The organism is Butyrivibrio sp. YAB3001 (assembly GCF_900112195.1).
Taxonomy (GTDB): domain Bacteria; phylum Bacillota; class Clostridia; order Lachnospirales; family Lachnospiraceae; genus Butyrivibrio.
The window spans coordinates 38,841-52,480 of sequence record NZ_FOKR01000012.1 but is presented as its reverse complement, the minus strand read 5'-3'; the positions used below and the strand labels follow the sequence as shown (position 1 = coordinate 52,480).

At 41.1% G+C, this 13,640-nt stretch carries 9 protein-coding genes; all 9 read right to left on the bottom strand.

From position 1 onward, the window contains the following. Positions 1–45: 45 nt before the first annotated feature. The 9 genes from purF to BM086_RS13080 all read right to left on the bottom strand — a co-directional run bounded on the left by purF (position 46) and on the right by BM086_RS13080 (position 13,585). A complete protein-coding gene (gene purF, locus BM086_RS13120; RefSeq protein ID WP_092327430.1) occupies positions 46–1,491 on the bottom strand; it encodes an amidophosphoribosyltransferase in 1,446 nt (481 codons plus the stop codon). A 105-nt stretch (positions 1,492–1,596) separates the two neighbouring features. Beyond that, positions 1,597–2,790 (bottom strand): hypothetical protein, encoded by a 1,194-nt coding sequence (locus BM086_RS13115; protein WP_092327428.1) that lies wholly within the window; start codon positions 2,788–2,790, stop codon positions 1,597–1,599. Continuing rightward, entirely contained in the window at positions 2,790–3,638 is an 849-nt protein-coding gene (locus tag BM086_RS13110; RefSeq protein WP_092327425.1) for a hypothetical protein, read from the bottom strand. The genes BM086_RS13115 and BM086_RS13110 overlap by 1 nt, the downstream gene beginning before the upstream one ends. A gap of 19 nt (positions 3,639–3,657) precedes the next feature. After that, entirely contained in the window at positions 3,658–4,959 is a 1,302-nt protein-coding gene (locus BM086_RS13105; protein WP_092327422.1) for a DUF5716 family protein, read from the bottom strand. 9 nt (positions 4,960–4,968) lie between these two features. Further along, positions 4,969–8,559: a DUF5717 family protein gene (locus BM086_RS13100; RefSeq protein WP_092327420.1), complete on the bottom strand. Its 3,591-nt coding sequence runs from the start codon at positions 8,557–8,559 to the stop codon at positions 4,969–4,971. Positions 8,560–8,679: 120 nt separating this feature from the next. After that, positions 8,680–9,888, bottom strand: coding sequence for an ABC transporter permease (locus BM086_RS13095; protein ID WP_092327417.1), 1,209 nt, complete (start codon positions 9,886–9,888; stop codon positions 8,680–8,682). A gap of 16 nt (positions 9,889–9,904) precedes the next feature. Beyond that, on the bottom strand, positions 9,905–11,113 hold the full coding sequence (locus BM086_RS13090) for an ABC transporter permease (RefSeq protein ID WP_092327414.1): 1,209 nt from the start codon (positions 11,111–11,113) through the stop codon (positions 9,905–9,907). A 16-nt stretch (positions 11,114–11,129) separates the two neighbouring features. After that, on the bottom strand, positions 11,130–12,746 hold the full coding sequence (locus BM086_RS13085) for an efflux RND transporter periplasmic adaptor subunit (RefSeq protein ID WP_175560269.1): 1,617 nt from the start codon (positions 12,744–12,746) through the stop codon (positions 11,130–11,132). Between the two features lie 143 nt (positions 12,747–12,889). Next, positions 12,890–13,585: an ABC transporter ATP-binding protein gene (locus BM086_RS13080; RefSeq protein ID WP_092327629.1), complete on the bottom strand. Its 696-nt coding sequence runs from the start codon at positions 13,583–13,585 to the stop codon at positions 12,890–12,892. Between the last annotated feature and the right edge of the window lie 55 nt (positions 13,586–13,640).

Below are 13,640 nucleotides of genomic sequence, written 5' to 3'. Positions count from 1 at the left end.
ATCAAAAACCTTGCAAGCAAGTTTTTGATATGAACTCTCATCCATCTATCGCTCATATTCCCCGCGTATGTCTCCCCTCGGTGGTTCGACTGGGTAGTTACCCGTGAAGCACCCTTTGCAGATTCCGAGGTTTCCGCCGACCATTTCTTCAAGGCGGCTTATATTAAGGTAAGCAAGTGAATCGGCCCCTATTATCTTACATATGTCATCGACATTTCTGTTATATGCAATAAGCTGATCTCTTGCAGGTACATCTGTTCCGAAATAACATGGCCATAAAAATGGCGGAGAACTTACTCTCATGTGAACTTCTTTAGCGCCGGCATCACGAAGCATTCTGACGATTCTGTCTGAAGTTGTTCCTCTTACGATAGAATCATCTATCATAATGATTCTTTTACCCTGCACTGCGCTCTTTAATGCATTAAGCTTAACCTGAACACTTGATTCTCTGTTCTTTTGCTTGGGCTTAATGAAAGTTCTTCCAATATATGAATTCTTGACAAATGCCTGTCCGTAAGGAATTCCCGACTCAAGCGCATAACCAAGAGCAGCCACATTACCTGACTCCGGAACACCTACAACCATATCTGCATCAACAGGTGAATCCTTTGCAAGGAATCGTCCTGCAGCAATTCTGGCATCATAGACACTTACTCCATCTATACTGCTATCAGGTCTGGAAAAATAAATATATTCGAATATACAACGCGCATGTTTTTCTTTTTCAATGCACATTGACTTGTCAGACTGAATTCCATACTCCGGAGAAATGGTTACTATCTCACCCGGCTCAACATTTCTGATAAAAGTTGCACCGATAGTATCAAGAGCACACGTCTCAGAAGCCAATATATAGCAGTTTTCTCTTCTGCCTATAACAAGCGGCTTAAATCCGTATGGATCTCTTGCTCCGATGAGCTTTCTTGGAGACATTATCACAAGACTGTAGGCGCCTTTAATCTTCATCATGGCACGTCCGACAGCTTCTTCAACTGAATTAGTAACAAGTCTCTCTCTTGCTATATGATATGCAATTACTTCTGAATCGATCGTAGTTTGAAAAATCGCACCGGTATAAGCGAGCTCATGACGCAGCTCTGGCGCATTGACAAGGTTACCGTTGTGGGCAAGTGCCAGGGTTCCCTTTACATAATTAAGAACTAGCGGCTGAGCATTTTCTCTTGTGCTGCTACCAGCCGTTGAATAGCGCACATGTCCAACACCAATATCACCCTTTAATGTATCAAGGATTTCCGGCGTGAACGCCTCATTGACAAGCCCCATTTCTTTGTAGCTTGACACCTTTCCTTTGGGGCCGTCAGTCTCACTCACCGCAATGCCGCAGCTCTCCTGCCCCCTGTGCTGAAGTGAAACAAGTCCATAGTAAATAGACTCTGCCACATCACCGCCGTCGAAGTCATACATGCCAAAGACTCCGCACTCTTCCCCGAGATGCTTGTAATTCTCTGTTCTAATATTGTCCTGCATTTATTCTCCTCACCGAGTAAAATCAAATAATTAATGCCACAAACATTAGAATAATAACATCAACATCTCAATCTGGCAATGTAAAAAATTAATGAACATCCACTATCACATTCCCGGATATTTTTCCTCATACCGGGAGACCATATCAAGAATTTCCTGCGTGTATTCGGGATACTGTTTTGCCATATCCTCAATCTCATTCTTCGCATTTCCTGCAACCACATCGCGGTTGTATTCCATGCGCTTTCTAAGTGACTGTCTCTGAACATTGAGGTTGTGACGGATCTCAACCTCTTCATTGTGATTGACAAGAGCCTCAGGCTGGTGAATCCAGATTTCAGGATCTTTTACCCTGAAATGTCTCAACATAAAGATAAGATCTTTCTGATTATTATCAAGGATTCTCTGCGCATCCTCGTATTCTTCTCTCTCTTTAGCTTCCTGGATGTATTTGTTATAAAGATTTCTCAGTTCCTTGGCATTGGTCACGCTATATTTAAGACACAGATAATCTATCAGGTTTGTGTTGTTGACATATCTTATCTTTACCTGATTCTGAAGCATGATAAGCCTTGAAATTGATTTCCTTACAATTTTAAGTTCTGAATCGGAATTTAGAGCATGAACATACAAAAGAGTAACCGATAAAGCTGCAAGCAGAACCGAGATCATGTACCCGTAGGTAACATTCAGCTCAAGGCCAAACTGCAATATAAGAAGAAGCAGCACTATAACGCCGAGCGTCACAGCTACTACTATGATAAGCTTCTTGCTGTTTTCAAGGGCATTTACAAGCTCATCCTCTCTGAACATGTACGCCTCATGCTCACTGTCAAGGCGCTTTAAGTCATTCTTTATTTTCTTCTGATAGCCCTCAGCTTCTTCAAGCTTTTGGATACCATCCCTGGCCTGAGACTTCAGCCTTTCCATCCGCTCGAAGTCCTCGTCATTCATCTTGCTCTTACGTCTTGCGAATTTCTCCTGTTGCTGCTGAGAATCCAGGATTTTCTGGGCGCACTCATTGATCTCAGTCCTATGTTCTTCAGGAAGAGCGTCAATCTCCTCCATGTCCCTTAAATGGCTTGTTACATCATTATATTCATCTTCAAGAGCATCAAGCTCCCTGGCAGCCTCTTCCATCTGCTGAAGGCAGCTGCCAATATACTCTCTTCGCTGAACCGGGTCGTTAATATCAATATCTTTTCTGGTATAGACTATATCATTCCAGTTCTCAAGCTCAGCCTGTTTAACCCACTCTTCGTCTCTTTTCCTGCCGAAAATAATATCAAGTAACCCCATTATCTGCTCCCAATCTTATCTCTTACAATACTTCTATACTCCTCTTTCAGGTTCTCCGTAATATTTCCTATCTGCTGATAATACTCATGCATCTTGCCTTCTGCCTTATAAACAGAAATAGTCCCAAGTACATGCTTATCATCACTTGAGCCATATAATTCCCTCGCCTCGTCCATTCTTTTCTCAAGTTCCAACGAAGCCTCATATGCCTCTTCATTGTCCGCGATAAAAGATATATATTCTTTATCCGTAAGTCGCATGCGAAGCGCTGCAAGATACTGGATGTAAGACTCTTTACTCTTCCCATGCTCATATGCTAAAAGAAACATCTTCTCTGCTCTTTCAAATAAAAAGAGCCTTGCATACATGACACCCTCGTTATGCTCGATAAGTGCCTTGAATTCATTATCAATATCCGGCGTATTGCTTAAAAGAAATTCAAATTCCTTAAAAGCCATGCTGTAACGCTCATTGTCCATAAGAAATTCCGCCCTCGAAAGACGCTTTCTATAGACATTCATTCCGGCATTTTCTCTTAATATTTCCTCGGTCTTATCAACTTCTTTTTTCGTATTGTAGCCAACATAATCAAGTATTGTTCCTGCAAGAGCTGCAACAGAGCATTTCTTGGCTGTCATAGTCTTTAACTCATCGGCCAGTTTATCAAGAGAACATTCCGTTGCTATCCATTCGAACAGTTCCTTGCCAAAAGTTTCCTCATCCAGCAAAAAAGCGTTATGCACAATGCAGTAGCACAATTCCTCTATGCAGTACACGTTCTTGCCAATCTTATCTATATGATATGGATTTTTCCCGTAGGTACCAATACATAAAATCGGTTTACCCATACATTCTCCCCTAAAATTTTTATAACTCTATAGTCTCTTCCCAGATCTTATTAGTTCCGGGGAAAAGCTCTCCAAAGCCCATATCCTGTACCCTTATATTTACTTCGTTCACAGAATTCATGGTAAAGATCATATGAAGCCTTGATGTTCCCTTTGGTCTATTCTCAAGACCTTCAAGGGCAAATTGCACATTTGCAGGACTCTTTCCTGTAAGCGGTGTTATCTGCAATTCGATGATACCGGAAGGATCCGCGTAGACATCAAGCTGTGCTTTTGCTTCGTACCAGTTCACTCCTGCATCAAGAATTGCCTGATAGGCCTCATTTCCGCACTTTAATAGATTCATTCCGATATTGGCCTTAAGCTTATCCTCACCAAGATAAACATACTTTTCGGAACATTCACTCGGTCTTATGCGCTCTCTTGCTGCAATTGTAGCGCCCTTACTAAATAAATTATTCCCCTGAAATACTCGCCTTGTTCTGCACAAAAATTCCAGTGACCTGTTCGTCCATTTTTCCTTAAATCCGTCGCCCAAAAGAAATATAGTAGAAACCATCTTCCCATTACACATCTTCTGCATTATATTAAGGAACGCATCATCCAGTCTCTCACAGGTCTTATGGTACATCACCGCATCTTTAGGGAAACCATCCGGTCCAAGTTTAAGTCCGTCATCAGACTCAACATTTATGGTTGCCACAATTGGTGTAGTGTTGTGGTTAAGAGTCATTTCATAAAGTGTCAGATCTTCATGGTCATAGTCACAGGCTATTATCACATGCTGCATAAGGTCCTGTGGCTGATAGAGCATATAATTAAAAAGACTTTCCTCATGACTTTGATAAAAAACTTTATCTGTTTTAAGTTCAAGAGCTGCGGTTACTGCATTTAGCACCTGCACCATTCTGTGGTCAAGTGACTTAGTGGTAAACATGATTGCTTCCACTTTATCAAGCTTAAATTCCATGGTAAGAAGTGACAAACTTCTTTTTATAAAAAGAGTAAGAAGAGCTATTGGATCATACTCGGCATCACCGACAGCAACAGGCTTTCCATCCCTTGCTGCGGAGACGAGTCCGTAAACAGGTACCGCATCGCCATCGTCTATATGACGAACAGCCTCTTTTCCGAAATACCATTGATTTACGTCTTTCCTCTTGCAAAGGACAGTGGGTATATTATAAAGTTCTGCGCCGGCAAGTACTGAGAGTGTCTCAGGCATATCCGCATCAGAGCCAAGGTAGCTTATCTGCGATACCTTTTCCCCGAGGTCATACCCCAGTACAAACCGCTTATCATCAGTTTTTCCCAAAAGCATTATTATTTCTTATCCTTTATCATTAAAGTCACTACATGGAGTAAAAATTTTGTAGCATATATTTTTCTTAGTGTAATATTCAGAAAGAAGCTTATCCACAGTCTCGTAATCCTGCAGAGTTTCTCCTATCATTATATCGTTTATGATGCTGTATCTTCCTCCTGCGATATTTTTTACGATATCGCTCTTGGAGATTGTGCCGCTTTCTGTGGCAACTTCGGAATCCTTGCCCCTTTCCTCAGTAATGTAATACTGAAGCTGTTCTCCAAAAAACAGTACAAAGCTGGTAACATAAATTCCATCGTACATTTCTCTCATTTCCCTGCTCTTGTACTCACTGTCAGCGCTGCCCAGGATTCTGAAATGAATCACAGGATGAGAACCGGGAGTAGTCCTGTACTCAAGCATTGTCTTATCAGCAAACTGAACCATGTCGGGCATAAGTTCCTCATATTCCTTGTAGAACGGAAAATGAATATCCCTGGACATAAGACCCTTAAGGAAATATACCGCCACATCCTCATTTATCTCTTCGTCTGTACTCTTTTCTGTTGCATAGTATCTAAGGTATGCAAGCTTACATACTTCCTGAAGAGATATTCCCTCAATAGTAAGTTTCTCTATTCTCTCAAAAATGAATCTGTCTGTTATTTTCCCAAGAACAAAGCTGTCATAGGAACTCTGTGTAAGGAAAGCCCTCTCCACATCAGTTCCGCCGCCGCTGTGGACATATTGCTTAAAGATATCTATCTTTTCTCCGACAAAAGAACCTGTGTAGAGCATCTGTATAAGCATTCGCTCGCAGAGAGCATAGGTATCAAGTCCAAAGCCCTCTGCTGCCTTCCAGACGTTGCGCATCTCTTTTAACGTGCCATTAAAATTCCAGACAAGATAGGACAAAAGCTGCTCATCGTACTTGCCATTAGAAAAAGCATAGAACGCTATCTCAATCTCATCATCAGAAGTAGGATACTGCTTTCTGTCTATCATTCGGCTGCAAAGACGAAGTATAGTCTTTGGATCTATTCCGTAGGTGCCATAGGTCTTTACCCAGTCAAGAGCCTTGTCATAAAGCCCTGCCATAACGATGAGCTCTAATATCTCATTTCTCTCTTTACCGCTAAGTTCTGACGGATTAACGTCCATAAGATACTCTGTTAAAAGTCTGGTAAAGTCATTATCATAATAAAATCTTATAAGGTTATTTCGAATTTCTTTTCTGCACTTTTCCCTGACAAGTTCAGATGCCGCAAGATCCCTGTATCTTCCCACATTATCCATGGTGATGGAATAGGCATTTTTGCCAAGGTCAGCCAAAAACAGGTCAAGATTTTCTTTTCCCTTCTGAATATAAGGAATAGCATATCCGGCAAGCTTGCCCGGAATCATCATCTTGACGTTGTTGTAGGCAATGCTGCCTGAATACCTGTTATCATCATGGTCAGCCAAAAGCACACAGTAATCACTTCCGTAAAGCGGCACAAAAGCACAGCCGTCAGTCATAGGATAGCGCATTTCTCTCTCGCACTTATCATAGACGACGATAACGCTGTTGATCCTCTTATCCGCAGTTGTGATTTCCGATGTATAAAGAACATTAAGAACCTTGGAAGCGTTAGACGCATCCACCATCTGCCTTGTGAGAAGGTTCTTGTAAAGATATCCCAAATCTCTGCTGATCCTGCCCTTGTCAAGCTGCGCCATCAGATATTTCTCAATCTGAGGTTTGTACGACTCAAAAAGATCCGGATACTCCTCACTGTGCTCATGAACATATCTGTAAAGAATGGCATTCTTATCATATTCAAGATCACTGTGATAAGAAAAATACATGAGCACCATCTTATTAATTTCACATGGCAAAGTTCCGTCCTCGTTGTTATGGATTGCCATCATGTAATACTCATAAAGCCTTGTTATGCGAAGCTCACGCTCAACGCCCTTTTCGTACCATTCAAAGGATGCATCATCAACTCTTGTACCTTTTATCAAAAGAGTAATGATAGCCTCAAGGATTTCATCACTTTCTTTTATCTCATAGCAGCCCCTAAGAACTCTGAACAGTCTGGCGTTATAGTCTCTGACTCTCACAGCCTGATATACTATCTGGTCAATCAGATTAAGTGTAATGACTCCTTTTTTGGCGCCATATTCAAGAACATACAATTCAAAATCTTCAAGCCTTGTGAGAATTGAAGGTGTCTCATTTAAAAGACTGAGCGCCTCGATATACAAAAACGGACTCCTGCAGCCATAGGAAAACTGCTCTTCAAGCATCATCCATTTGCGCGGGCTGCTGGAATTATATTCCTCGGACATATAAAAGATAAGCCATGCAATGCGCCAGTTATCGGTATTTCTCCTGAATATCCCCTCAAGCCTTTCATAAACATCGTTTATGTAGCCTTCTTCCCTGCTGCATAACGTTGATAAATACAGGAAATAGCTGTAAAGAGTATCTCCCGGTGTATTCTCAACTTCTTTTTCTGCCTGATCAAGAATCCACTTTCCTTCGTTCACTCGCCCCGAAGTTATATAGTAATGAGCGGTGTAGAGTCTGAATTCTATATCATTCTCATCCAAAGCATTCATCTTGGTAATGAGTTTGCCGGTTTCAGAAAGCCATGCTCTTGATGTTATCTTTTTGCAGCTGAAATCCTCGTAGAGTTTCACAATGTCTACGATAAGCTTTTTACGCGCCTGATAATCAACTGCCGGGTGATTATCAGTATTTATCACTGCAACGGTTACAGGTATCTCGATCCTGGTAAAAGCATTTTCAAATTTTATAACCGAATAGTTGTTACCATCATGAAGTCTGTCAGGTCTTATGCGAATCTTAAAACGGCAAACACTGCCGGAAAAATCATCCTCTGTAATCTCTGATTTTTGAACTGCGATAAAATTATTGTCAGTCTTAACTGAAAGATATGTGTATCCCCATCCGTTTCTTGTTATCGTAAGTGTTACATCCCTTGGGTTTGTGCCACACTCCATATTGATCTCTTTTTGATCAATGATGTAGCCCATGGGCTGCTTCTTGTTAATGGAAATCAGAAATTCCTCAACATTCTGTTCATTTCCGGGAACTTCGCTCAAGCCTCTGTACAGACTCTCAAAGCTATCCTCTTTTCCTGAAAAAGCAGAAATGAACTCACGGGAATAAAAGAGGTCAACCGCCTCTTTCCAGTCTGTTTTAGCCAAGTTTGCAAAATGGAATAGATTTCTGATATCTCCAAGGCTTGATGCAATATGATCAAGCTTTACATTCACAACGAATGGGAGAAAATATTCACCCTGATTGGAAATAATACGAAAATCGCCCAAAAGAACATCTCCTTTGGACAATCCGCTCGAATTAAACCTGTAAGACACTTCATAAGGTGTTCCGGAAAAATCCTTAGTGATCACCTGCATTCTCATATCGGTAGACATAGCTTTACCGACGACAAGACTTCCCTCAGGGCCGAAAATGGTAAATGAACCCTCTACCACTTCTCCGGCACATAAAGAAATCTCCACACGAGGAGTAGAAAAATCAAGCTTTCTCTCCGCATAATAGTATTGTCCATTAATCAGCTGATCAACTATTTCTTTCACGACTCACCCCAAAAAACATATATATTTAAGTATATCATAATAAAAAACAGTCGTCATAGAATTATTAAGAATTGCCCGTTGCTGAATCATTTCTTGTCTGAGCATTAACATTGCCCCAGATTATTCCGTCCTTAAGGCTTCGATAGGATCGAGACGGGCAGCTCTTTTTGCAGGATAGATTCCAAAGAACAGACCGATTGCAGTTGAGACCATAACTACCGCAAGGACAAGCATAGGATTTACTATGAATGAAAAACCCACAACCTTGCAGATAAGATATGAAATTGACACTCCGAAAAGAATACCTATAACGCCACCTAAAAATGTCAGTATCGCAGCTTCCGCAAGAAACTGTGTAAGAATAGAATTAGTCCTTGCTCCGAGAGATTTCCTGATACCTATCTCACGGGTTCTCTCAGTCACAGAAACGGTCATGATATTCATAACCCCGATTCCGCCTACCAAAAGAGAAATTGCTGCAATTATAGCTATTACCGAAGTAATGATAGTCATGATTGAATCTGTCGTTGCATCAAAGCCATATCCGGAGGATACTTTCACTGCATTTTCTCCCCTAAGCCCCATAACATTCTCAACAACAGAACGTGTTTTGGCAAGAACCTGATCTTTATTCTCGCTATCAAGGTATATGGAAAATGATGACGAAACGGAATTCGGATCTATCTGATATACATCGCACAACGTAGTATAAGGAATCGTGCCCATAAGCGTTGGCTCATCCAGATAACTTGCATATGCAGTATCCATAGCATTATCTTTTCTGACACCAATTATAAGAAGCTCATTTGTTCCATTATAGGAATCGATTTCTATAGTTCTGCCAACAACTTCCTCATAGCCAAACATAGCTTTTGCCGCGGCCTGACTTACTACAATAACCTTCTTGGAATCATCCACGTCTGTCTTTGTAATATATCTGCCATGAACCATGGTTACAGTACCGGCAAGTTCCTGAACCTGAGATTCACCTGATATCATCGCATCAAAGGTTTTTCTTGGAGTAATAAAATATCCCCAATACTGTATTCCTGGAGAAATGCCATATATTCCGCTTATTCCTGCTTCTATCTCATCAAACTGCTGCTTCGAAAAAGTTTTTTCTGTCTTGGTTGCATCAAGTGAGACCGACACTGTTGTCGCACCGATTGAATCCATTTCCCCATTTACCGTTTCTTTCATTCCATCGCCGATTATAAGAACAGTAAGAACAGAAGAAATACCGATAATAATTCCAAGCATAGTAAGAAATGATCTTCCTTTATTATTTCGAATGCTTGATAATGCACTTTTTATATATTCAAGATACATTTATAGTCTCCTTAAGTCACAGTCTCAGTGCATCAATAGGTTTCATCCTGGCTGCTTTCCTTGCAGGATATATTCCAAAAAACAGTCCGATAAGTATAGAGAACATTGCTGCGCCGATTATGGATATGGGCGTAACAATTACTTCAAACCCAATCGCCGTGCAGATAATATACGCCATTATAATTCCAAGTATTATGCCAAAAATTCCGCCAAGAAGTGTCAAAATGGCCGCCTCTGCCAAAAACTGCGTCATAATAGCGCCTGTCTTGGCACCGATTGACTTTCTTATTCCTATCTCTCTGGTTCTTTCTGTAACAGAAACAAGCATGATATTCATAACGCCTATTCCGCCTACAACCAGGGAGATTACAGAAACAAGCAAAAGAAATTTTGTAGCATAGCCAAGCACTGTGTCAAGCTGCTCCGAGATATCAGCCATGCTGTATGCGCTGATGGCCTTTGTTCCTCTAAGTCCATGAATATTTGTAAGCATCTCTTCTGCCTGATCCAGTCTCTTGGTAAGAACATCCTGATCAGCAAATAGTATCAGTGAATAAAAATCCTCTATGTAATAGTCAAAATCAGCGCCAAGGGCAGTGTAGGGAATCTCAATCTGTGCGTAATAATCCTGTCCTTCCATCAAAAAGGAATACATTCTGTTCATGCTCTCTCGAAGTCCAACTACCTTGTAAGTTGCAGACTTTCCCCATACTGTCATTTCTAATTCAAGGCCTATGGCATCCTCAGTACCAAATATCTTCTTTGCATCATCAACGAGCATGACGCACACTCTCTGCCCGCTATCGACCTGTTGCCTGGTAAAATACTGCCCCTTACAGATTCCGTTACTCATAGCATGTAAAAGAGCCTGTGTTCCTCCTGTTATGCTCGCTTCAAAAGTTCCTTTTCTTCCTGTAACTTTGCCGTAAGCACTGATATTTGGAGAAATACCTTTAAGGTCCGGCATGGAACTTTCCAAAAGTTCCATGTCATCACGGGTAAGCGTTTCTGACGTCTTAGTAGAATCAATGCTGATAGTGCCGTAATTACCCGCAATTCCATTTAGCTGATCCTTAACAAAATAAGTCATCCCGTTTCCAAGGGCAACAACTGCGATAACCGCTGCGATTCCTATAACAATTCCAAGCATGGTCATTGCTGTTCTGTAACCGTTGTGAATAATCTGTTTAATTGCGCTTTTTAAGTATTCGTTTAATTGTCCCATATCGTCAATTTATCAATCACTCTGTTACCAACACAGGCATTCCCTCAAAAAGAGTGTCATACCCGGAAGTTATTATCTGTTCACCTTCTGAAAGACCATCAACTATCTGCGCATCAGTACTTGATGCAATTCCAATGCTAACATTTTTGCGGGCAACAAGACCGTTTTCCACAACATATACATAGTCTCCTGCAGAATCTGTCTGAACATATTCATATGGAAGAACCAATGTATTGTCAGCCTTCTGGGCATGTATCTTATTATTTGCTTCAACGCCGAGAATAATTTCAGAATCAGGGTTAGTAACCTTGATAGTAGTTTCCACTACTGCAACACCATTATTATTCTTGGTTGCTGTACCTGAAATCTTGGAAATTTCTCCGACATAAGGCTTATTATTTATGGTAATGTCTACCTTCTGTCCCAAAGAGATCTTGGAAAGATCACTTTTTGAGATCTGAACAGTAACTTCTACGTCGTCGATATTTGCTATGGTCACAAGCTGTGTTCCCATCTGAGCTGTTGCGCCCTCAACCACCTGAACTGCTGTAACTACTCCGTTGAAATCTGCCTTAATTCCCTCTTTTGCAGCCTCCAGCTTGGAAATTGTATCTTCCTGAGTAAGAGTTGTGGATTCAAGCTGTGCCTTGGCCTGAGTTGCCTGTCCAGGGTTAATTAGCGATGCCTTTGCTGACTGTAAATGCTGCTGTTCCTCCTGAAGCGCAGTTATCTGATTCTTCCATGCAAGAATCTCCTGATCATACTGAAGTGCGTACTGAACATCCATTATCGACTGCTGCAGCGCAAGAGACATCTGTCTGTTAGACTCTGATGGTTCTGAATAATCACCATCTTTCTTTTCCCCATTCTCATTTCTATATATATAGCTGTTACTTCCATTATCAAAATAAGCTTCATAATTGTCAGAAATACCATTCTGATTTATGTCTGCCTGAGTTTTCTGAAGATCAGTAAGTGTCTGGTTGATTCTGCCTGTCTTTTCTGTGATCTGATTATTGATAGTATCAATCTGAGTTGTTATAGCATCCAGCCTGTCATTTATCTGCTGGGCATTCATTCCTTCCGCATACTTTCTGTCTGCAGCAGCGGTTGGTGAATACATACTGCTGTAAGAACCCTTTGCCTGCGTAATTGCAAGCTCCGCAGTCTGTTTGTTCAGCTCAAGTACATCATTATCATATGTGCAAAGAATGTCTCCCGCAGAAACTTTATCTCCTACCTTGACGTTGACTTCCTTTATAGGCGCTGTAACGTCTGCGAAATACGATTTTGTCTCTGCGCTCTGAACTGTACCTGAAACAGATAAGATGTTTTCAATACTTCCAAGAGTTGCAGGCTGTGTGCTCACATAAACAGCTGTATTCTTTGATGCATTCATTCTAGTCACACCAAAGACTCCTACACCAAGTAGCGCTGCTGCGATTAAAAGATATCTCTTCTTAAATCTCTTCTTGGGCTTTGCAGCTATCTCATTTTCTTCATAGTCTTCATACACCTGCTGACTGCCCAAATTATTCACTGTATCGACAGCAGTGTTTTTCTCAGTTTCTTTTACTGCAACTTCGGTCTTAGACTCATCTGCAATTATCTTCTTTTCATTATCCTGTGCCATATACTCCTCCATCCTGTAATGCATGCAAATAGACAATTTGAAGTCGACTACGACGATGCCCTATTTGCTTGTTCATTCACTGTTGCACGAACCCCTCAGTAAATGCGTGTTTCTGTAATTTCTTTCAAGAACATATGCATTTGTCACTCATAATCCGGATTTATTTCATCGCTGACAATCTTTCCGTCAGAAATTGTTATTATCCTCTTCGCCTGCTTAGCTATTCCGGGGTCATGCGTAATGATAATGACCGTTCTTCCTTCCTGATAAAGCCTCTTAATAATATTTATTATTTCCTTACTTGAACCGGAATCCAGGTTACCTGTAGGCTCATCCGCCAAAAGAATCGGAGGCGCCTGCGCAATAGCTCTTGCTATGGCAACCCTCTGCTGCTGACCGCCTGACATTTCATTTGGCCTGTGGGTCATTCTGTTCTTAAGTCCCACGTTATCAAGAGCAGCCTTTGCAAGTTTCTCTCTTTCCTTTTTTCCAACGCCTCTATATATAAGAGGTAATTCTACATTTTCAAGAGCTGTGAGTGATGGGATAAGATTAAATCCCTGAAAGATAAATCCGATTTCTCTATTACGGACATCTGATTGCTCATCATCTGTCATATGCGACACATCCTGTCCATGGAGATAATACTTTCCACTTGTGGGCGTATCAAGACACCCAAGCATATTCATCAGTGTCGACTTTCCCGAGCCTGACTGACCAATGATTGCAACGAACTCTCCCTCTCCGATGATCAGGCTCACGTGATTCAGAGCCCTTACTTCATTTTCTCCCGGATTGTATATCTTAGATACATCCTTGATCTCAACTAGTTTTTTCATACCGTCACCAATAAAAATGAATAAATAATCAAAGAACAACAAGAACCATGTTTTT

Bases quoted from the DNA above. Each gene is read 5' to 3' on its own strand.
- purF (WP_092327430.1), bottom strand. From the start codon at position 1,491: ATGCAGGACAATATTAGAACAGAGAATTACAAGCATCTCGGGGAAGAG.
- BM086_RS13115 (WP_092327428.1), bottom strand. From the start codon at position 2,790: ATGGGGTTACTTGATATTATTTTCGGCAGGAAAAGAGACGAAGAGTGG.
- BM086_RS13110 (WP_092327425.1), bottom strand. From the start codon at position 3,638: ATGGGTAAACCGATTTTATGTATTGGTACCTACGGGAAAAATCCATAT.
- BM086_RS13105 (WP_092327422.1), bottom strand. From the start codon at position 4,959: ATGCTTTTGGGAAAAACTGATGATAAGCGGTTTGTACTGGGGTATGAC.
- BM086_RS13095 (WP_092327417.1), bottom strand. From the start codon at position 9,888: ATGTATCTTGAATATATAAAAAGTGCATTATCAAGCATTCGAAATAAT.
- BM086_RS13090 (WP_092327414.1), bottom strand. From the start codon at position 11,113: ATGGGACAATTAAACGAATACTTAAAAAGCGCAATTAAACAGATTATT.
- BM086_RS13085 (WP_175560269.1), bottom strand. From the start codon at position 12,746: ATGGCACAGGATAATGAAAAGAAGATAATTGCAGATGAGTCTAAGACC.
- BM086_RS13080 (WP_092327629.1), bottom strand. From the start codon at position 13,585: ATGAAAAAACTAGTTGAGATCAAGGATGTATCTAAGATATACAATCCG.